Source organism: Pedobacter aquatilis, assembly GCF_032678405.1.
In the GTDB taxonomy this organism is placed as follows: Bacteria; Bacteroidota; Bacteroidia; order Sphingobacteriales; family Sphingobacteriaceae; genus Pedobacter; species Pedobacter aquatilis_A.
In genome coordinates this window covers 31,988-54,556 of record NZ_JAVTSJ010000003.1, presented here as the reverse complement: position 1 = coordinate 54,556, position 22,569 = coordinate 31,988, and the positions used below count along the sequence as shown (strand labels likewise).

Genomic DNA, 22,569 nt, shown 5'->3' with positions numbered 1-22,569 from the left:
GGTTAAAAATACAGGTTTAGCGATAGATTGATATCAAGGTAACTTTTGCCGGGAATAAATGTAGCATCCAAATTGGATGCAGGTGTACCTAGATTTCTAAAGTAGGATGATTTAAATGTTATGCCAGTACGGAATTTATTTAATAGTTTATTTGTGGTATAGTTAGCCAAAAACTGTAGTTCACCCATAGTACTGCTCCAATATAAATAATCAGGATAAGCTACTCCTCGTGTAAAGATATTTACCTGAGTCCCAGGAACCACTAAATCAGAATTTAAGGGTAACCGTGATCCCGCAGTGATTTCAGTAGTTAACAAATCTTTGTTTAATACTTTCCAATATATGGTACTTCCAATATTTGTTTTTATATAACTGTACTTTAAGGTATGATTGGCTGCAGCATCACGCTGATAAAAATCTTTCAGGTTGGCATTAATAAACCATTCAATGTTTTTCGTGCCTGCATTTGATTTTAAATGCGCATAGTTTAAATTAATTTCAGAAGAATTTAATGTGTAGTTCCTGGCTTTTAAACTAACCAGATTATCATCACCTGTATTTTTTGAAGCTTGTATTGAAAGCTGATGGTTGATCTGACCTACTTTTTTATTTAAGATGATATCAGCTTTGTATGTTTCTAACTGAAATGTACCGAAAGTTTCGTCGTTTAATGCCATTTCCTTAACAATCTGGTTCACTTCTTTTGATACAAGATAATTTAATCTCCCACGAATTTCCCAATTATTAAATTTTCCTGCATAATTTAACTTTAAACCGGTGTAGGTGTTTCTTCTAATGAAGTTAGTGGTGTTGATTTGAATATACCCATAGCCATAGTTTAGGTAAGATATCCGATCTGGGTAAAGAAGTGATCCTCCAAAATTTGAATTTACATATCCAACTTCAACTTTTTCATCACCATAACCTGCAATTATACCCAAACCAACGGTATTCTGTTTAAATCTAAAAGCCAGTTCAGGACTAAAAACTATCTTATAGGTGGTTACTAAAGATCTTGGATCGACAGAGCGAGCGGAAGAATTATAAAGATAATCGACACCTGTTCCGAGATAGAGCTTTTCTTTTAATAATTCGTAAGACACTAATCCACCGCCTAAATACTTTTGCCGTTCAAATGTACCCGCTTTGCCAGCTATAAAGTAATAGGGTGTATAAGCATCTTCAATACCTTTTTGACTCAATTTGAGGCTATCTTGCCATGTTTTTGAAAAAGAGAAATAGCCATATAGCTTAAACCGGTCAATTGTACTTATTCCTTCACTTGTTAATGATGCATTTGTTGTTTTTTCCGCTTGTTGCGCCTGCCTGAAACTACCTGATTGATAATTATAGTTCAAACCAAAAGATGAAGCTTTATTAAGCTCAGTATTGTGCAGCTGGGTAATACCCCATTTTAAAGACTGAAAGTTGAGGTTTGCCTGCTGATACAGGAAAGTACTATCAGCAGTTGTTTGTGCCTTTGCACAAACAGCTGCTGATAAAATTACTGAAAAACTGATCTTTAGTAAAAATTTCACGATTTTTATTTAAATACTGTTTTTGTAGGGTCAGCAATAGTTAGATAGTCGAAATCTGCTGTTGAATTATTGGTGTCTTTTAATATTCTTCTGCCTCCTAAGGTGGTTGAGGTTTTTCTTATTACTGATTGCGAAGAGTATGAGCCTCCAGGAGTAAATGTAAATCCGGCGTCAGCTGCATCAGGAATTCTTTTTGCAGCTCTGCTAGAGGCTGTAGTATGCGCAATGTCAACTGCATCTATAATACTCGTAACTGGAAGTTGCTTATAGAGTGTTGTAGCACTTGTAATTGTTTTAACATCTGGCGAAGCATATCCTGTTAAGCTCAGTGGACTCTCTTTCATTTTAAAAATCACGATGGCTTCGTATCCATTTGCGTTCAAAATCATATCCCTGTCGCCGTCGGTTATTAATGAAACTGTGTTTGGTACAAGAGGGTTGTCTACATCAGAAGCCAGTGGATTAATCCCAGCTACATTACCGTGATAGGTTTCGAAATCAGCTGTGCTTAAATCTATGGTTAATGCCGGGTTTTTAACAGAATATGCTGTTCCCGTTGGACCAACGTAGGATGCTTTATGATTTAATGCATTTTGGGCGATAATTATACTTGCGCCTGGTTGTACCGGATATGTTTTTCCTGTTCCTGGAATCATTTCCAAAGTCCGAAGGTATACATAATCGGTATTTGGATTGGTTGATTTCATGTCTATCGCATTTGCCCAGTTAAACTGACCGTTCGATTGAAAAGCAGCTTGTGTGATATCGACACCCGATACTTTAGTGTTTTTACCATAAATCTGTGATATATACAAACTATCAGCATATAGTACTTCATTCGAGTTGTTAAAAATCTCGATAAACTGATCTCTGAAAACTGCTCCATCTGTAGTGCTTGAACCACCATAATAAACTTGCTTAATAACCCAATTACCTAATGTTCCCGATTTTAAAGTGATCGCTAGTGCGCCATTTGTCGCTGAAACATTGGTTTCTAAGCTTCCGTTGAAAATAATATCCTGAGCAATGTATGTTCCTGTTAATGTTGTGTAATCGGCAGCTTTAACAGTTAAGCTAGCTACAGCACTGTAATTACCGGGAGCAATGCTGGCAAAAACAACTTTACCATTAATATCTGCTTTAGCCTTATTAATGGTTCCATCCATTTTATTTGTCAAAGTAATTTCTGTATTTGTAAGCGCTAAGCCGAGGTCTTTTGTAGCGGCATCAAAGCTTAACTGGAATGTTGCCTGTACAGGTTGCACCTCATCAAGCGAATTTTTTTTACATGCAGCGAGAAAGACAATCAGGCAAGCGAATAAAGGAAGTAGTGATTTTTTCATGTTTTTTAAAATTTAATTGATAGCTCTGCACCAACACTTGTTGGGTAAGAATAAGTAGTTACTACATTCGTTTCCGGATTGTAGTACCTATATCTGATATTTAGAAAATTATATGCATTAACTGATAACCTAAGATTTTGCTTTATTTCTTTAGATATGCGAATAGACATATTGGCGTAGGCGAAAGGAAGCTTTGTTTTACTGTTTGCCTCTGAGGATAAATTCAGATAACCGTACTCAGTATTGTTTCGGTCAAAATCAGGAATCTCGTGCCTTATCATATTTATATCATAATAGGCGATTGGTAGGTAGCTATTGGCCAGGGTTTTAGTTACGGTTTGCCATGATATATCGGCAAGTAAATTAACTACAAAACCTAATCGTGGTATGTGTGTAGTGGCGCTGAGCTTGCTCATCAGATTCCAGTTGTAATATTCATTTACTGGATAAATACCAAACCAAGCAACCTTTCCTGCGTCGATATTGGTCTGACTCGTTGGAATTACTCTTTCAGCCGAGTTGCGATATCTGCTATAACTGAATGATGTATTGACACTAAGAATAGTTTGAATTGATTCAATTTTTTTGAATGATAATCCCCATTCTAAACCGTAGTTTTTTGAATCGAGATCGTTACCAACGGTATTAATTCCCACATATTTTCTTGTGTAGTTCCCATTTTGTGTAACTATTGGTTTAGCACCCTGAACATAGGTGTAATCGTATTGTGGTAACAGATAAGTCTTGTAAACCGTATTATTACTGAAACCATTAAAATCATGTTTGAAGTAACCAAATAATGAAGTGTTGAATAAGGGCTTAGTCATTTTAAATCCAAACTCAAATTGGTTCGATTGGCTTGATTTTAAGTTACTGTTATCTGCAATGATCCGATCTGTGTAAACAAGAAAAATACTTTCGTTTACATATCCGGTATATTTATTAAGAAGTATAAGATCTAAATAAGTCGGTGCGGGATAGCGATGGGCCAATGTGGGACCTTTCGTAGAAATACCATATGAACCGTTAATTTCAATATCTTTTGAAAGCTTGTAGCTTGTGCTTAGCCTTGGTTGAACGTTGCCCTGCCCATTCTGCACATCGTATCTTAATCCCAGATTGAAATTAAGGTATTTATCAAAGAATTTGAATTTAAAGTTATCCTGAACGTAGGCACCATAATTAACGATGTCCGGTAAACTTTCGAAACTATAAGGTCTGTCATTTTGATATGCTGTATTTGCCCATCTAGGTTTTGTTGGGTCGATAATTACACCCATGCCTGCATTTCTGGAGTAATATGCATTTGCTCCAATTGTTAGCTGATGTAATAAATTTCCAGTATATATTTCATTTGATAAACCGATATTTCCGTTAAAATTTAAAGGTTTACCCGCTATGTTTTCAACTGCCAAGTAATTACCTGGGATATAATAGCCCTCGTATATTTCCCCAGAGGTATCTTTATCAGATATTCCTTTAACGGCACCGTTAATATATCTCTGGTTATATGTTTCCTGATATCCTGAACTATAGCCCAAACTAACATTTAACGATTTTATAATAGAATGGTTAATGTTAAGCGAGGTACGGTTGCTAATACTTAAATTTCTTGCTTTTGAGTATGTTCTGATTTCGTAACCATCATCAGGATCTATTTTAACATTATCTATTTTGAAATTATAATCAATAGAAATGGTGTTCTTTAAGCCTTTAAGCAGGTAGCTGGTCCACATTAAATTACCGCTATATCGATCATAGACTTTTGTCTTATCGCTTGGGTCTTCATTTGAATTGAGGTAATTTATTCCAAAATTTAATGCTCCCCATTTTTTATTGAGTTTAAATCCCTTAGAAAGTGAAAAATTTGTTGATGCACCATTGATACGTGTGATGAATTGAAAAGGTGTTTTTCCTGCCTGTCTGTTTATAATAACGGCACCATCGGTTAAATCGCCGTATTTCGCAGGTGCCACGCCTTGAATAACCTCAATACTTTCTATATTGTCTGTTGGAATGTCTCTGATATCCAGACCACTGAACGGCGTGTCAAAACTTCCGTGCGTTGCATTGCTGATCGCTGAACCAACACCCCACTTGCTTACGCTTTTATTTTGCATATTAGCATTGTTCGATTGCTGTATATCGTCGATAATTATAGCTACGCCTAGGGAGTTACTTAATGATTGAATGCCAGTTGCCTCACTTCTTAGGGTAATTGTATTTGGATTTTGTAAATCGGGTGCGACTAATTTTTTCCCCGGTAAATTGTTTAGCACATCGGCTAAGCTAAATGCCTGTAATTGTTCAATAGCTTCTCTGTCGAAAACAATAGATGAATTGGAGTTTTGAGCAATACGTTTTTGATTGATTTCAACATCCTGAAGTGTTAAGCTCAAATCATACATTTTAAAAATCAAAACCTTATTAAATTCTGAAGATGAGATTGTTTTCAGAATCGATTGTTTTCCAACAGTTGTAATCTTTAGCGTTACGCTGTTTAATTTTGTTTTTTGATCTAAACTGAAACTAAAATTTCCATTACCATCTGTATAGGTTGTTCTTTGAAGATCCACCAAAGTAATAATAGCGTAGGGTAATGGTTTATTTTCTTCATCGATAACATTGCCTCTTAGGTAACTATTTTGTGCACTGGCAGTACCAGGAATACCAAAATACGCAAGAAGTATAAATGTTAAGTAAAGTGCTCTCAAATCCGTATTATTAATTAGATTAATTCTAAATATTGCGCAAAGGTGTGATTTTTACACGAAGTAAGCAAGCTATTTAGATTAATTCCAAATAATTTAACATTTCAGGATTTTAAAGGATTGATTAACACCGCAATTCAAATTAACTCCTTTGTGACAAAAGAAAACACTTTTGTTTAGGTTGTGATGGTTTAAAAGGATAACTTTGCGGCTTCAAACCCACACAATGAGTGATCAGATAAAACACGAATGCGGAATCGCTTTCATTCGCCTGTTAAAACCACTTTCTTACTACCAGCAAAAGTACGGTACAGCACTTTACGGCCTTAACAAATTATACCTTTTAATGGAGAAACAGCATAACCGGGGCCAGGATGGCGCAGGTATTGCAACCATTAAACTGGATATGAAGCCAGGAAGCAGGTACATTAGCCGATACCGGAGCATGGCTTCGAACGCGGTAGCAGATATCTTCGAATATGTTCAGAACAAGTTCGTAGATATACAGGAAAACACGCCTGAACTGATGCAGGATACAGAGTGGCTCAAAAACAACGTAAGCTTTATTGGCGAGGTGTTATTGGGCCATTTGCGTTATGGTACGCATGGTAAAAACAGCATCGAGAATTGCCATCCATTTTTAAGGCAAAATAACTGGATGACGCGTAACCTTGTAATTGCCGGTAACTTTAACATGACCAATGTTGATGAATTACTTGAGCAGTTATACGAGTTAGGGCAGCACCCAAAAGAAAAGGCAGATACGGTAACGGTGCTGGAAAAAATCGGTCACTTCCTGGATGATGAAAACCAGGATCTTTTTGATCAGTACAAAAAAGAAGGTCACGATAACGTAGCCATCACACATAAAATTTCTGATAACCTTGATATCGCGAATATCCTTCGCCGCTCGGCTAAAACCTGGGATGGTGGTTATTCTATTTGTGGTATGGTTGGTAATGGCGATTCTTTCATTATGAGAGATCCTGCTGGTATCCGTCCGGCATATTACTATTATGATGATGAAATTGTTGTAGCTGCATCGGAGCGTCCGGCTTTACAAACGGCGTTCAACATTCAGTTTAAAGATGTTAAGGAAATTGATCCGGGACATGCTTTAATCATCAAGAAAAATGGTGAGGTTAGCATGGAGCAGTTCCGCGAACCTACTGAAAGGTTATCCTGCTCTTTTGAGCGAATTTACTTCTCAAAAGGAAGCGATGTAGAAATTTACCGCGAACGTAAACAACTTGGTCGTTTGTTAAGCGATAAAATTCTTCAGGCCGTTAACTACGATTTAAAAAACACCGTATTTTCTTTCATACCAAACACAGCAGAAGTTGCCTTTTTTGGTATGGTAGATGGCGTTCAGCAATATGTTCGCAGGCACCAGAAGGATATTCTTTTGCATAAGAAAGAAGAATTATCAGATGAACAGCTTGAAGAATTATTGTCATTAGCACCAAGGGTTGAAAAGCTTGCAGTTAAAGATGTAAAGCTTCGTACGTTTATTACGCAAGATGCGGATAGAAGCGAAATGGTTGCTCACGTTTATGATACTACTTACGGTATTATTAATAACCATAAGGATACACTTGTTGCCTTAGATGATTCTATTGTTCGGGGTACTACTTTAAAGCAAAGTATTATCAAGATTGTCGATCGTCTGCATCCAAAGAAAATTATTATTGTTTCTTCGGCTCCGCAAATCCGTTACCCTGATTGTTATGGTATCGATATGAGCAGGATGGGGCAGTTTGTGGCCTTCGATGCGGCTATACAATTGTTAACCGAGCGTGGTATGTGGCAGGTTATTGAAGATGTTTATACGAAATGTAAAGCTTCATTATTATTGCCGAAAGAGGAAATCGTAAATCATGTAAAGGATATTTATAAACCTTTTACGCCGGAGGAAATTTCTGCAAAGATTGCACAGATTATTACGCCGAAAGGTACAGTTGCCGAGGTTGAGGTAATTTATCAAAGCCTTGAAAACCTTCATGAGGCTTGTCCGAAGAATAAGGGTGACTGGTATTTCTCAGGAAATTACCCTACGCCAGGTGGAAACAAGGTGGTAAATAAAGCTTTTGTTAACTGGAAAGAAGGTAATAACCAGCGAGCATATTAAGCTTTGGTTTAGGAATAAGGATTATATAGCCCGCCTCGTGCGGGCTTTTTTGTTTCCAGTTATAAGTATTTGCCACGGAAACACGGATGACACGGAAAAAATTAAAGCCTTATTAGACCATAGCGGAGAAATCTTTGGATTTAATTTTGGATCTAAGGGGTGCTGAAGTAAATGCAGCATGGGGTAGGAAGAGGTTGCTTCGTGCCTCGCAATGACGGTTTTTTTATTTCTCCCGCAGAAAACGCAGATCTAAGGGGATTTTTTGGCGTCATTTCGACCGTAGCGGAGAAATCTTTGAATAGGTGTAAATATTTGCCACGGAAACAAGGAAGACACGGAAGAAATTAAAGTCGTTATTTCTTCTGTAGCGGGGAATTATTTGGAATTACTTTTGGATCTAAGGGGTGCTGAAGTAAATGCAGCATGGGTAGGAAGAGGTTGCTTCGTGCCTCGCAATGACGGTTTTTTTTATTTCTCCCGCAGAAAACGCTGATCTAAAGGGATTTTTTTGTCGTCATTTCGACCGTAGCGGAGAAATCTTTGAATAGGTGTAAATATTTGCCACGGAAACACTGAAGGCACGGAAGAAATTAAAGTTTTCATTCCTTCAGTAGCGGAGAAATCTTTGGAATTACTTTTGGATCTAAGGGGTGCTGAAGTAAATGCAGCATGGGTAGGAAGAGATTGCTTCGTGCCTCGCAATGACGGTTTTTTTATTTCTCCCGCGAAAAACGCAGATCTAAAGGGATTTTTTGGCAGGGAAATTTATTGAAATTTGCCACGGAAGCACGGAAAGCACGGAAAAAATTAAAGCTTTATAGACCGTAGCGGAGAAATCTTTGAATAGGTATAAATATTTGCCACGGAAACACGGAAGGCACGGAAAAAAATTAAAGTCGTCATTTCGCGTTTGGCAGGGAAATTTATTGAAAGGTGTAAATATTTGCCACGGAAACACGGAAAGCACGGAAAAAATTAAAGTCTTTTGGTAGGCAGTAAAGGAGAGAACTTTTCAGTTACATTCCGGCGTAAAACTTGAGATAAGTTTTAATAACCAGCCAAAATGCAAAGAAAATGATGATGACACCGGCTATTTTATTGAGTTTTCGCAAGGCATCTTCTTTTATGCGATACCGTAATTTGCTGGAGTAGAAACTTTTGGCGCCGTCTATACTTAACTGGGTGGCCATGGCAATAAAGAAACAGACGAGTTTCTCGTTTAGCATGTTATTTAGCTTAACGGAAATAATTCCGCTAACTATAATCCAGAACATTAGTGTAGAAGGCGTAAGGATACACATCAAAAAACCTTTTAAAACATAACCACGTTTACTCACTTTCTGAAGTGTCGAACTATCGTAGTGTACGGAGATTTTTGAAACGAGGTAGTAGATCCCAACGGCGAGTAAAAAGATTCCGCCAATGAGGCCGACATATTTATCGAAATCGGCTTTGTAATCGAAAAACTGGCTGCCGAAAAGTACAATACTGATTAAAATAACATCACTTATAATAACACCGATTGCCAAAGAAAAACCAGCTTTGAAGCCCTTTTCGATACTGGTTTTTATCATTGCGAAAAATACCGGACCTGTTAAAAACGACGAAATAATCCCTGCCCCTATACCTAATAATATGGCTTCAAACATGCATTGTGTTATTTATGAATATGCGAATATGCGATTTAAAGCTAAACATATCAACTTTATTTTTGTTGTACAGCACCTTAAAAGTTACCGTTTTTTAATTTTTTTTTATTTAAGTTTAGCCCCACTAAAACTAAATTTAAAAAATGAGCAAAGAACAAGAACAAACCAAGTGGGGGCAGTTTATTCCCTTAGTTACCGTTTTCTTTTTCTGGGGCTTTGTAGCTGCCAGTAACGACATCCTGATACCTGTATTTAAAAAAGCATTTGATTTATCGCAGGCTGAAAGTCAGCTGGTATCACTCGCTTTTTATATTGCTTATACTGTAGGGGCTTTAATTTATAATGGTATTTCTGTTGTAATGGGGCAGGATATTGTAAACAAACTCGGCTATAAAAATTCATTAGCCCTTGGTTTGGTTATTTCTGCCTTAGGAACCTTATTGTTTTACCCGGCAGCGAATCTTCATTCGTTTCCTTTAATGCTTTCAGGCTTGTTCATCGTTGCCCTGGGTTTCTCCTTACAGCAAACCGTTGCCAATCCGCTGGCCATTGCTTTGGGGCCAATTAAAACAGGTTCTCAGCGTTTAACTCTAGCAGGCGGTATCAATAACTTTGGTACTACTATTGGTCCACTTATCGTTAGCTTTGCTATTTTCGGGTCAGCTGCAAATGCATCAACAAGTATTAGTATAGAAAGTGTTAAAATTCCTTACCTTGTTCTTGGAGTAGCATTTATCGCAGTTGCGGTTTTCCTTAAATTATCTTCATTGCCTGATCGTCCGGCATTAGCAGAATCTCATCTTGAAGATGATAAAAATGTTAATGGTTCGGCTTTAAAATTTCCTCAGCTGGTATTGGGAATGATTGCGATCTTCGTTTACGTGGGTGTGGAGGTATCAACAGCAAGTAACTTACCTGCTTATATGGAAAAAGATCTTGGTTTTGCCATTCATGATATTGCTCCTTACATTTCACTTTACTGGGCAAGTATGATGATCGGACGCTGGACAGGTGCCGTTGAAGCCTTTACCGATAACGTAAATACACAGAAAATATTAAGATTTGTGGCACCTTACTTAGCCTTTGGAATTTTCCTTGCTGTTAATGCCATTGCTGATCATGATTTAGCTCCATTTTATGTTTATGGATTAATTATCCTAGTATTAATTGTTGCTGATATGGCGAGTAAAGGAAATCCGGCACGGATGTTATTGATTTTCTCCGGAATTGGAATCACTGCCTTATTAATTGGTATGTTTACCACAGGTATGGTAAGTGTTTATGCCATCACAAGTGTTGGTTTATTTTGTAGTACCCTATGGCCATGTATCTTTACTTTAGCGGTTAGTGGTTTAGGTAAACACACCAGTCAGGGTTCTTCATTCTTAATCATGATGATTATGGGTGGTGGTATCATCAGCTGGTTACAAGGTGCAATATCAGAGTTTACCGGCATTCAGTACAGCTATATTGTTGGTATTATCTGCTTTGCATATCTTGCTTTTTATGCGTGGAGAGTTAGTGGTATCTTAAAATCGCAGGGAATTAGTTTTGATAAAAAACTTTCTGGCGGACATTAAGATTTAATAAAGTATTTTTACAGCCACAGAAGCATTTATTGTTTCTGTGGCTTTTTTAATTTTATAATGACTGACAAACCTAGCTTCGATAGTATTTTCATGAACCTGGCAACCGAACTGGCTACGCGTTCGCATTGTGTTCGTGCCCATGTGGGTGCCGTTCTAACCAAAGATACACGCATTATTTCTATAGGCTATAATGGCCCGCCTGCCGGAACACATAATTGCGATGAAGAATGGCCAGAGCATGGTTGTGCAAGAGACAGTAAGGGAAGTTGTTCGTTAGCGCTCCATGCTGAAGAAAATGCAATTCTTTATGCCTCCAAAAATGGTGCAAAAATAGAAGGTTGTACTTTATACACTACCTTATCGCCATGCATTGCCTGTGCAAGGTTAATTTTATCGTCGGGGATTAAGCTGGTTTATTACGCAAAATCATATGCTGCCTATAAAGGTTTACCGAGTGATGAGGGGGTGGATTTCTTAAGGAAATTCGGTGTGGAAGTGAAGCTGATCGAATAGTTAGCTGCATCTTGACAACTTGACAAGTTTTGTTTATATTTGATTATCAAATTTTTAATTATGAAAACAATGTCGGTTGGGGAATTCAAAGCTCATTTTTCGGAAGTATTGGAAGATATTAAGGCTGGCATTGGTATAGCTGTAACTTTTGGGAGAAAAAAAGAAGTTATTGGGTACTTTGTGCCTGACCTTGAAAAAAATGAAAGTGAGCGAAAAATAGGTATGCTAGATGGCAAGGCAGAAATAATCTTTAAAGAAGATTTCGAAATAACTGAAGAGGAATTTTTGGGGTTATGATTTATTTATTAGATACCCATGTGCTGATTTGGTCTTTGATGTATTCTTCAAAACTCTCTGATAACTGTATTAAAATCCTAAAGGACAGAAAGAATACGATTTTTGTTAGCGCAATTAGCTTTTGGGAAATATCGCTAAAGCATTCGTTAAATAAATTAGAAATTTCGAACATCCTACCTGATCGTATACCTGAACTAGCAGTTGAGGCTGGTTATGAACTTTTACCCTTATTGCCTGAAGAAGCTGCCAACTATCATCAATTGAAAGGAACATGGCATCGTGACCCATTTGACAGGATGTTAATAGGGCAGGCTATTCAGAAAAATATTACCTTAATCAGTAAGGATGAAAGTATTAGTAAATATCAAGCTGAAGGTTTAAAAATTGTTTGGTAAAATTCATCTAAATCTTACATCTCACTTCCCAAATCTCACATCTAATTGCTAACTTTGCGGATGCAAGAAAAAATCATTATCGTCGATTTTGGTTCGCAATTTACACAACTCATTGCCCGCAGGGTTCGCGAACTAAATATTTACTGTGAAATTTATCCATATAATAATCTTCCTGAAATTACAGCTGATGTAAAAGGGGTTATCTTTTCTGGAAGTCCTTATTCTGTTCGTCAGGATGATGCGCCTCAGATTGATTTATCGAAGTACCACTTAAAATATCCGTTACTGGCTGTTTGTTATGGTGCCCAGTACATCGCCCAACATTCAGGCGGTGCTGTTCAGCCATCTTCAACACGCGAATACGGTCGTGCCAACTTAAGTTTTGTAAACCAGGATAACAAGTTGTTTAAAGGTATCAATATCGATTCGCAGGTGTGGATGAGTCATGGAGATACGATAACGGATATACCAGAAAACTTTGAATTAATTGCAAGTACCGAAAGTGTTAAGGTAGCCGCCTACCACATTAAGGATTCGGATACTTATGCCATTCAGTTTCACCCTGAGGTAACGCACAGTATTGACGGAAAGATTCTTTTGGAAAACTTCCTTGTTGATATATGCGGTTGTAGCCAGGACTGGACTTCTTCGGCCTTTGTTGAAACAACCATCGCTGAACTAAAACAAACTTTAGGTGATGATAAGGTTGTACTTGCCCTTTCAGGAGGTGTTGACAGTAGCGTAGCTGCGGTTTTATTGCATAAGGCTATTGGTACTAATTTGCACTGTATATTCGTTGATAATGGTTTATTGCGTAAAAATGAGTTTGAAAGTGTACTGGAGCAATACAAAGATTTTGGATTAAATATTAAAGGTGTTGATGCGAAGGATAAATTTTTAGCTCAGCTGGCTGGCGTGGAAGATCCGGAGCAAAAACGCAAAATTATAGGTCGGGTGTTTATCGAGGTATTCGATGAGGAATCGCACCACATCAAGGATGTGAAGTGGTTGGCACAGGGTACCATTTATCCTGATATTATAGAGTCTGTTTCTGTAAAGGGGCCATCAGCTACCATAAAATCGCACCATAACGTTGGTGGTTTGCCGGATTTCATGAAATTAAAAGTTGTAGAGCCGCTTAAAACTTTATTTAAAGATGAAGTAAGAAGGGTAGGATCTACACTTGGATTAGAATCATTTATCTTAGGCCGACATCCTTTCCCTGGCCCAGGTTTGGGAATCAGGATTATTGGAGAGGTTACGCCTGAGAAAGTTGCCATTTTACAGGATGCGGATAAAATTTACATCGATAACCTGAAAGAAGCAGGATTATATGATAAAGTATGGCAAGCTGGTGCTATTTTCTTACCGGTAAGATCTGTTGGTGTAATGGGCGATGAGCGTACATACGAGAATGTAATTGCACTTCGTGCTGTTGAATCGTTAGATGGTATGACAGCTGACTGGTGCCATTTGCCTTATCCGGTGCTGGCGAAGATATCAAATGATATCATCAACAAGGTTAAGGGGATTAACAGGGTTGTTTACGATATCAGCTCTAAACCGCCTGCAACGATTGAGTGGGAATAATAAATCGGTAACACTGATTTAATATTTTATCGCTAATATTAGGTATGCTGGCAGAGGGATATAACTTTTGCCAGCATATTTTGTTAACAACAATACTATGAGTTTAAAAAGGAAACATTATTTCTTGGTTTTTGCAGCACTGATTTTGGCGGCCTGCTCTCCAAAAATTACGACCGTAAAAACTGAAACCGATAAGCCTGCAGAAAAAGAAAAGCCAGCTGAAAAGAAGGCGATTAAAAAGTTTTCACAGGCGAGTATTTCACTGCTCGTTCCTTTTAAACTTAATGAGGTGAACCTGAAATCGATGAGTAAGGCAGATGTAGAAAAATATGCCATGCCCATTGATTTTTACCAGGGATTTAAGCTTGGCCTGGATTCAATAGCAGCTTCCGGTTCAAATTTTAAGCTTAATGTTTATGATACACAGGATAATAATGCTCAAATCGGGTCGCTATATAAAATCGATAACTTCCGGAAAAGTAACCTTGTAGTCGGGCCGGTTTTTCCGGATGGGGTAAAATACATCACCAATTATTCAAAGCTGAATAATATGCCGGTAGTATCGCCGCTGGCCGCTTCAGAGCCTTCCGATTTTAATAATCCTAACTTAATTTCTATTGTAAACAATATTGATTTACACGCTAAAAAAATTGCTGCCTACATCACCAAAACTTTTAATCCGGCGAATACGATAATCGTTATCATTAACACGAAAAAAACTGAAGATGAGCAACTTGCTTCTCCATTCAGGAAGTATTTTCAGGCGCAAACCAATAACAGGTTTATTGTTCAGGAATATGCATCGGCCTTTGCGTTTGAAACGAAAATGATTAAAGGAAAACAGTATGCGGTATTGGTTACTTCATCAGACAGGGCTTTTGTTCTGCCCACCATCGAAAAGCTTTATAAACTTAAAAACCTGCCAGCCGGGGGGTATGCCATTAATCTTTTTGGTCATCCGTTATGGTCAAAACAAAATTATCCTTCAGAGAAACTGCAAGCGCTAAATACAATAATCAGCTCTTCTTACAAGGTAGATTACCGTAATGCCAATGTAATTGCGTTTATAAAAAGTTATCGGAGTAAATATGGATTTGAACCTGGCGAATACGCCTTTAAAGGTTTCGATGAGGGTTATTATTTTGGAAAGTTAATGGCTACCTATGGCGAAGATTACCTGGATTACTTAACCAAAGAGAAATATAAAGGCCTGCATAATAATTTCACATTCGTACACGATGAACAGCTTGGCTACATCAATACAAGTTTAATGCTTTTAAGGTACAGAAATTTTGCTTTAACTGTAATTGAGTAAAAACCGATAAATAACCTATGAGAGTACATCACCAGCTTAAGGCATTTGAACAGTTATTACAGCATTACAACGGGAATTTGCCCTTGCATCGCTTTTTACCTGCTTATTTTAAGCAAAATAAACAGATGGGTTCATCAGACCGTCGCTGGGCAACCAGACATTTGTATAGTTTCTTCAGGCTTGGAAAGGCATTGGCAAATTTAACTGCTGAGGAACGCTTAAGCGTTGCCGATTTTCTTTGTCACGATAGCTTAAGCCTGATTACCGAAAAAAACCTGCCCGAACTGGCAAGTGAGGTTAGTGCTCCGTTTCAGGAGAAGCTTGAGTTAATTTCTGCAAAGTACCCTGATTTTAACCTGGCGGAGGTTTATCCTTTTAATGCGCATTTATCCGAAGCTGTTGATACCATTGAGTTTTACGAGTCTTTTTTTAAACAGCCTGATCTTTTTATAAGGGTTGCCGCTGATGCAGTTTCTTCGATTAAACTAAAGCTTGAAGCAGCGGATATCCCCGTAAAACAAATTACAGAAACGGCCCTTTCTTTACCCAACGGCACAAAACTAGAGGGGGTTTTACAAGAAGGGAGCTTCCAGGTTCAGGATTTGTCTTCGCAGCATACAGGCAGTTATTTTAAGCCCAATAAATGGGATAAGTGGTGGGATTGCTGTGCGGCATCGGGCGGTAAAACTTTACTCCTTCACAGCCTTGAACCTGTTCTGGATTTACTTGTTTCAGATTTGAGGGAAAGTGTTTTGCTCAATCTAGATGAACGTTTCAGGCTTGCAGGCATCAGGAAATACCATAAAAAGGAGCTTGACCTCTTAAAAAATAACGACCAGATTCTCCATCATTATGCTTTCGACGGGATTATTCTTGATGCGCCTTGTACAGGTTCAGGTACCTGGGGAAGAACCCCCGAAATGCTTACTTTTTTTGAGGAGCGGAAAATCGGCCAGTTTGCTACAATGCAGAAGGCGATAGTGCAGCATGTAGTAAAATATTTAAAGCCAGGGAAACCGCTCATCTATATCACCTGTTCGGCCTTTGCTGAGGAGAATGAAGAGGTTGTTAAGTTTATTACCGAAAACCTTCCAATGGAACTGGAATCAATGGAATTAATAAAAGGCTATCGCCAGCATGCCGATACCATGTTCGTAGCAAGGTTAATTAAAAAGGGTGAAGGCCAATGATTGTAGGGTAGCTTATTTGCTTATAGCGCAGAGGAATAAACCTAACCGTGTTCCAGCCACGATTTAATATTCTTTTTAAGGTATTTTACTGCTTCGATTAAAACAGCGATTGCCCCAATGATTACCGTATATTGCTCAAAGCTGTTCATATAGCTTTATTGTTTAGATAAATATACTCAATATTTGTTACAAATACGAGCAAAAACAGTTATATAAACAGTTTTTTTTGCTACGACCGGAATGCTGTTTCTTGCCTGAGCTTGAGGATCGCAACTGTTTCTTAGAGCCCGGTATTATTTCTGAATAACTTAATTGCTATGGCGAGTAATATTACACCAAAAGCCTTACGGAGGATGTTAAGGCCCGATTTTCCAAAAAGCTTTTCAAGCCTGTTTGTGTTTTTTAATACGAAGTAAACAAAAAGGATATTAAGGATAATACCTATCAGGATGTTTTGCGTATGGTATTCGGTTTTTAAAGATAACAGGGTTGTCATTGTTCCTGCGCCGGCAATCAGCGGAAAGGCCAGTGGTACAATTGATACGGTTTCCGGTGCTTCTTCCTTAAAAATAGTTAAGCCTAAAACCATTTCCATCGCAATAAAGAAAATTACGAAAGAGCCGGCGATTGCGAATGATTCGACATCAAGACCGATTACTTTCAATAAGGACTCACCTAAGAAAAGGAAAAGAATCATTAGTCCGGCTGCAACCAGCGAAGCTTTCTCGGATTGAATATGGCCAGCCTTCCTGCGTAGCTCTATAACAACCGGTATGGCGCCTAGAATATCGATAATGGCAAAAAGTACCATCGTTGTAGATAGGATCTCACTAACATTAAACTTCATAAAATCGAGTTTCATAGGCCTGTAATTTTAGCAAAGGTATAGGAATTTGAATTAATTCCTTATTTCTCAATATTATTTATCAGAAATAGAATTGCGTTCTTAAGGTTAACACATTGTCTTTTCTATCAGTTGTATAGCCCGAAATCTGTGTTGATTCATTTCTGATGATGTCGTAATATAAAACGGCTTTAAAATGGGTGTTAAAATGGTGCAAAAAACCAAAACCGAAAGTATCAAACCTAACATCGGCCGCTGATAAGCCTGCATTTGCCGATATATCCATTCCTTTAACCTTGCTATTGGGGTCGTACCAATCGTACTTTAAAATTAACTGATTAGTGGTGCTGTTTAAGGTTTGTACAAAAGTAAGATAGGCACCGTTGAATGTCCGGGTGTAATATGGAAGTGCTTCTGCTTTATTATCAACAGGGTAGGAGCCTGGTGTAGTTGAAGTTGTAGAGGTTCCGGTTTGTAAGCCTGAAATGATTTCAGCTCTTAATTCCGATTTCCAGCTCTCTGTGTTGGTTGAAAGCTGTATATCGGCACCATAGTACCTTCTTGGTGCAACTTTATTGATGGTTGTTGCTGAAGAATCTTTAGCCATGAACCAGGTGTTGTTCAGCTTTTCCATTTTATAACTCACCGGCAGGCGATGATTTAAGCCACCCTGTAAAGTACTTATCCCTCCTGAAATGGTAAAGCGTTTAAACTTATAAGGTTTATGGCTTAAACGCATGATAAAATCCTTACTGTTATCGAATTCACCTGTACCTGCTAAACCCTGTCCGTTATAAATGCCAAAATCAAAGGAAATATTTTTCAGGCTGGCATCTTTCCATCGCGGATTTAAAGTGAAGGTTACACCTAAATCACGTTCTGTTTTCATCAATATCTGCGACATTCTTCCCCGCTCCGGTGCTTCCCTTACTGATGATGATAACTGAAGCTCATTGCCAAATGGCCTTCCCGAAAGCCCCAGTGTAACCGACAGGATTTTCCACTTGTTTTCATAATATCTTCCCCAGAAATCCCTGATGGCAACACCCTGCTCGGTACCATCGAACTGAAGTACGAAATAAGTAGATGGTGCACCATCATCGGTTAGCAGCATGTAATCGGCCCTTAAACGTCCCCTGCGTAGCCTGAAGCGATTATTGGTGTATTCGCCAAAGTTACCGCCCTGGTATTCGGCCTGTGTGCCGTTCGATTGTGCAACCTGAAACTGTGGCTGTAAGTAGCCGCTGAATGATAAGGAACCGTATTTCTTAGAAATGATTAAAAGGTGGTTAACCGTTGTTGAATCCATTACATCGTTGATGGTTCTCTGCCCAAAGGTATGGCCCGAAACAATCAGCAGTAATATAATCGGTATTAGGTACTTAAGTTTGGCAGCATTTAGCAGGAAGTTCATCGGTTACTTTTCTGCAAAGGTAATTTTTTAGCGAATATTTTATATAAAAAAAGCCCCAACTTTTGATTGGGGCTTTATGCATATTTTTTAGATTACAATTCTGGTTTTGGCGGATCAACCGGATCTACGGTTTTACCTGAGTTGCCTAAAACTGAATGCTTACGGCTATAGCCAAAATAGATCACGAAGCCTACTGCTAACCATCCGAATAACCTTAACCAGTTGGTCCAGTGTAAACCTAAGATCATTAAAGTACAAGCGATAATGCCTAAAATAGGTAACAATGGAACGAAAGGTGTTTTGAATTCTCTATGTAAATCAGGATCTGTTTTTCTCAAAACAATTACTGCCGCACACACTAAAATGAAGGCGAACAATGTACCGATTGAAGTCATATCTCCAACAACATCTCCAGGAACAAATCCAGCAAATAAAGCACAGATTACAAAAATGATCATATTTGCTTTATAAGGTGTTTTGAATTTTGGATGTAAATCACTGAAAATTTTAGGTAATAATCCGTCTTTACTCATTGAATAGAAAACACGGCTCTGGCCTAATAACATTACTAAAATTACAGAAGAGAAACCTGCCAGAATAGCCACGGTTACCAATTTTGCTAACCAGCCATATCCAGGCATATACTCGATAATTGCCGCTACAACAGAGGCTTCACCACCTTTAGTTCTGAAGAACTCAATTGGCGCCATACCCGTTAAAACGTGTGCAAATAAAATATATAATACGGTACAAACGGCCAATGAACCCAAAATACCAATTGGCATTGCTGTTTTAGGGTTTTTGGTTTCCTGTGCAGCTGTACTTACAGCATCGAAACCAATAAAGGCAAAGAAAACTGTTCCGGCCGCACCAACAATTCCCCAGAAACCACCAAAGTTATGCGTTAAACCTTCTTTATCAACATATTTTGTTGCTTCAGGAATGTATGGTGTATGGTTTGCTTCTTTAATAAATGACCATCCAAAGGCTATAATTAACAATACAATAGCAACTTTAGTGATTACAATTAATCCATTTACAAAAGCCGATTCCTGCGTACCTTTTATTAATAATAAGCTTAATAAGAAGATAATTACGAGTGCCGGTACATTCATGATCCCATGTACGCCTGCTTCACTCTGGAAAGGAGAGTGGCACCATTCGTAAGGTATGGGGCTGACATGTAAAACTTCGGTGAGTAGTTTGTTAAGATATTCACTCCAGGCGATACCCACAGTTGCGGCACCTACAGCATATTCCAGTACTAAATCCCAACCGATAATCCAGGCCATGAACTCACCCATTGTTGCATAGGTGTAAGTATAGGCACTACCTGAGATTGGAATAGAAGAAGAAAGTTCTGCATAACAAAGGCCCGCAAGTGCACAGCCAATAGCAGCTAAGATGAACCCGAAGGTTACTGATGGTCCTGCACTTTGAGCAGCTGCATTAGCCGTACGAACGAAAAGTCCGGCGCCTATAATTGCTCCAATACCCAGTGCTACCAACGATCCCGCCGAAAGTGTACGCTTTAAGCTTTTTTCAGATTCAGACGAATCAGCCAAAAGTTGAGTAATTGATTTCTTAAGAAATAAACTCATAAAAGTTAGTTATTTGTTTTGATTTATTTGTTGATATGTAAATTTCAGCTCCAAACCTAAATAAAAATTACCATAATGTAAAAGGGATTTAAGTTAAAACTCCCTTTTACCATTATATATATCTATGATTTTACAACTAGCGGCTTAAAGTGTCGGTTGTATTTGTTAAAGTGTCGGTAATTACGTTGCCGGAACTATCGGTTTTTTGCTGAATTCTGATTTCCTTACGAACTTCTTGTTTATGTTCGCTCGAAACAGCCTTAACGGCGATGTAAGGAGCGATAACCAGTGAAACAATCGACATTAATTTGATTAAAATATTCATTGAAGGACCTGAAGTATCTTTAAAAGGATCACCAACGGTATCACCTGTAACAGAAGCCTTGTGAGGCTCTGATTTTTTATAGTGCATTTCTCCGTTGATCATTACCCCTTGTTCGAAAGATTTCTTTGCATTATCCCAGGCACCACCTGCATTACTCTGAAAAATACCCATTAAAACGCCTGTTACCGTTACACCGGCCAATAAACCGCCAAGCACTTCGGGGCCAAAGGTAAAACCGATAATTACAGGTGTAATAATTGCAATGGCACCGGGCATCATCATTTCGCGGATAGATGCTTTGGTAGAAATCGCCACACATTTTTCATATTCAGGTTTTGCTTTATATTCCATAATGCCAGGAATTTCGCGAAACTGGCGGCGTACTTCCTGCACCATATCCATTGCAGCTTTACCTACAGCCTGAATACAGAGGGCAGAGAAAATAAAAGGAATCATTCCGCCAACAAATAATCCGGCTAAAACCGGTGCTTTATAGATATCGATTGCCGTAATGCCTGCGATACCCACAAATGCAGCAAATAGTGCCAGTGAAGTTAATGCTGCAGAAGCAATGGCAAAGCCCTTTCCTGTAGCGGCGGTTGTGTTGCCAACGGCATCTAAATTATCGGTGCGTTCGCGTACTTCAGGCGGTAACTGGCTCATCTCGGCAATACCGCCTGCGTTATCGGCAATCGGGCCGAAAGCATCAATCGCCAGCTGCATGGCCGTAGTGGCCATCATACCTGCTGCCGCAATGGCCACACCATATAAACCAGCGAAATGGTATGAAGCCATAATTCCTCCTGCCAGTACCAGAATCGGTACAACGGTCGATTTCATACCTACTGATAGACCCGCAATAATATTGGTTGCATGCCCTGTTGAAGACTGTTGAATAATTGAATTCACCGGATTTTTACCCATGGCGGTAAAGTATTCCGTTATAATACTCATTATTGTTCCTACCACCAGGCCAACAATAATGGCGTAAAAAACATTAATGCTGGAAAACTCGTAACCACGAAGGCTTAAGGTTTCAGGGAGCATCCATTTAACAATGAAGTAGGAAACTACTGCCGTAATTACAATAGACGACCAGTTACCAAGGTTTAGCGCATTCTGTACGTTAGATTTTTCATCCTTAATGGTCACAAACCAGGTTCCGATAATGGAGAAAATAATACCTAGTCCGCAAATAACCATTGGTAAAAGGATAGGCGACATTCCGCCAAACTTATCCGTAACGGTAATTTCCTGGCCTAATACCATTGTTGCTAAAATTGTTGCTACATAAGAACCAAATAAATCGGCACCCATTCCCGCAACGTCACCCACGTTATCACCCACGTTATCGGCAATGGTTGCAGGGTTACGTACATCATCTTCGGGGATTCCGGCTTCTACCTTACCCACCAAATCAGCGCCAACGTCAGCAGCTTTGGTATAAATACCGCCACCAACGCGGGCAAATAGTGCAATTGATTCAGCACCTAATGAAAAACCAGTTAAAACTTCAATAGCGGTTTTCATATTTAAAACGCTAACTGTACCATCTGTACCGATTACATCGAAGTAAGAAAGAAAAACGATGAATAATCCCCCTAAACCTAAAACTGCTAAACCCGCAACGCCTAATCCCATCACTGTGCCTCCTGTAAACGATACTTTTAATGCCTGTTTAAGACTTGTTCTTGCGGCCTGTGTGGTTCTAACATTTGCCTTAGTAGCGGCTTTCATACCAATGTATCCTGCAGAGGCAGAAAAAACAGCACCTATAATAAAGGATAAAGAAATGATCCAGCTCGAGTGCATGGGAATTCCATTGATTTCGGTAATGGTACCCGAATAGGCCAGTAAGGCGGCCGTAAATACAGCAAAAATACTCAATACTTTCCACTCGGCTTTAAGAAAGGCCATTGCGCCATCGGCAATGTAACCGGCAAGCTCCTGCATATTCTTGTCGCCGGCATCCTGTTTACTCACCCAGGCACTTTTAATCAGCATTACAATAATTCCGACTAAACCGAGCGCCGGAACGGCATAAATTAAATTGTTTTGTAGAAAATCCATAGTTGATATTTGGTTTTTGATTTTGGTTGTTCAATGTACTATATGCTCATATCTTGT

Annotated in this window: 16 protein-coding genes; 8 read left to right on the top strand and 8 right to left on the bottom strand. The window is 38.6% G+C overall.

Annotated features, from left to right (window positions below; all coding sequences use genetic code 11):
* Positions 1-2: 2 nt before the first annotated feature.
* Genes R2R71_RS09535 through R2R71_RS09525 form a run of 3 tightly spaced genes read right to left on the bottom strand, consistent with a single transcriptional unit; the run spans position 3 to position 5,595 of the window.
* The gene (locus R2R71_RS09535; RefSeq protein ID WP_316831045.1) at positions 3-1,538 is read right to left on the bottom strand and encodes a DUF6850 family outer membrane beta-barrel protein; all 1,536 of its coding nucleotides are present in this window, start codon (positions 1,536-1,538) and stop codon (positions 3-5) included.
* Positions 1,539-1,543: 5 nt separating this feature from the next.
* Positions 1,544-2,881, bottom strand: coding sequence for a DUF4876 domain-containing protein (locus tag R2R71_RS09530; RefSeq protein ID WP_316831044.1), 1,338 nt, complete (start codon positions 2,879-2,881; stop codon positions 1,544-1,546).
* Between the two features lie 5 nt (positions 2,882-2,886).
* Positions 2,887-5,595, bottom strand: a complete 2,709-nt coding sequence (locus R2R71_RS09525; RefSeq protein WP_316831043.1) for a TonB-dependent receptor domain-containing protein — start codon at positions 5,593-5,595, stop codon at positions 2,887-2,889.
* Between the two features lie 223 nt (positions 5,596-5,818).
* On the opposite strand from R2R71_RS09525, the gene R2R71_RS09520 reads away from it, so the two are divergent.
* Positions 5,819-7,720 carry an amidophosphoribosyltransferase gene (locus tag R2R71_RS09520; RefSeq protein ID WP_316831042.1) on the top strand — a complete coding sequence of 634 codons (1,902 nt, stop codon included), beginning with the start codon at positions 5,819-5,821 and terminating at the stop codon, positions 7,718-7,720.
* Positions 7,721-8,736: 1,016 nt separating this feature from the next.
* Here R2R71_RS09520 and R2R71_RS09515 read toward each other — a convergent pair.
* Complete coding sequence (locus R2R71_RS09515) at positions 8,737-9,369, bottom strand: LysE family translocator (protein WP_316831041.1); 633 nt, start codon at positions 9,367-9,369, stop codon at positions 8,737-8,739.
* Positions 9,370-9,512: 143 nt separating this feature from the next.
* Between R2R71_RS09515 and R2R71_RS09510 the strand changes: the two genes are divergently transcribed.
* The 7 genes from R2R71_RS09510 to R2R71_RS09480 all read left to right on the top strand — a co-directional run bounded on the left by R2R71_RS09510 (position 9,513) and on the right by R2R71_RS09480 (position 16,258).
* Positions 9,513-10,949, top strand: a complete 1,437-nt coding sequence (locus tag R2R71_RS09510) for an MFS transporter (protein WP_316831040.1) — start codon at positions 9,513-9,515, stop codon at positions 10,947-10,949.
* A 66-nt stretch (positions 10,950-11,015) separates the two neighbouring features.
* The gene (locus tag R2R71_RS09505) at positions 11,016-11,471 is read left to right on the top strand and encodes a dCMP deaminase family protein (protein ID WP_316831039.1); all 456 of its coding nucleotides are present in this window, start codon (positions 11,016-11,018) and stop codon (positions 11,469-11,471) included.
* A 60-nt stretch (positions 11,472-11,531) separates the two neighbouring features.
* Positions 11,532-11,768: a prevent-host-death protein gene (locus R2R71_RS09500; RefSeq protein WP_316831038.1), complete on the top strand. Its 237-nt coding sequence runs from the start codon at positions 11,532-11,534 to the stop codon at positions 11,766-11,768.
* Positions 11,765-12,163, top strand: a complete 399-nt coding sequence (locus tag R2R71_RS09495) for a type II toxin-antitoxin system VapC family toxin (protein WP_316831037.1) — start codon at positions 11,765-11,767, stop codon at positions 12,161-12,163. Before R2R71_RS09500 ends, R2R71_RS09495 begins: the two co-directional genes overlap by 4 nt.
* A gap of 60 nt (positions 12,164-12,223) precedes the next feature.
* The gene (gene guaA / locus R2R71_RS09490) at positions 12,224-13,753 is read left to right on the top strand and encodes a glutamine-hydrolyzing GMP synthase (protein ID WP_316831036.1); all 1,530 of its coding nucleotides are present in this window, start codon (positions 12,224-12,226) and stop codon (positions 13,751-13,753) included.
* Between the two features lie 97 nt (positions 13,754-13,850).
* Positions 13,851-15,068, top strand: coding sequence for an ABC transporter substrate-binding protein (locus R2R71_RS09485; protein ID WP_316831035.1), 1,218 nt, complete (start codon positions 13,851-13,853; stop codon positions 15,066-15,068).
* 17 nt (positions 15,069-15,085) lie between these two features.
* Positions 15,086-16,258 (top strand): RsmB/NOP family class I SAM-dependent RNA methyltransferase, encoded by a 1,173-nt coding sequence (locus tag R2R71_RS09480; RefSeq protein WP_316831034.1) that lies wholly within the window; start codon positions 15,086-15,088, stop codon positions 16,256-16,258.
* Positions 16,259-16,538: 280 nt separating this feature from the next.
* Here R2R71_RS09480 and R2R71_RS09475 read toward each other — a convergent pair whose 3' ends face one another.
* The 4 genes from R2R71_RS09475 to R2R71_RS09460 form a co-directional block, all read right to left on the bottom strand.
* Complete coding sequence (locus R2R71_RS09475) at positions 16,539-17,105, bottom strand: MarC family protein (protein WP_316831438.1); 567 nt, start codon at positions 17,103-17,105, stop codon at positions 16,539-16,541.
* A gap of 79 nt (positions 17,106-17,184) precedes the next feature.
* A complete protein-coding gene (locus R2R71_RS09470) occupies positions 17,185-18,516 on the bottom strand; it encodes a porin (RefSeq protein WP_316831033.1) in 1,332 nt (443 codons plus the stop codon).
* A 92-nt stretch (positions 18,517-18,608) separates the two neighbouring features.
* Positions 18,609-20,117: an amino acid permease gene (locus R2R71_RS09465; protein ID WP_316831032.1), complete on the bottom strand. Its 1,509-nt coding sequence runs from the start codon at positions 20,115-20,117 to the stop codon at positions 18,609-18,611.
* Between the two features lie 136 nt (positions 20,118-20,253).
* The gene (locus R2R71_RS09460; RefSeq protein ID WP_316831031.1) at positions 20,254-22,512 is read right to left on the bottom strand and encodes a sodium-translocating pyrophosphatase; all 2,259 of its coding nucleotides are present in this window, start codon (positions 22,510-22,512) and stop codon (positions 20,254-20,256) included.
* Positions 22,513-22,569 lie beyond the last annotated feature (57 nt).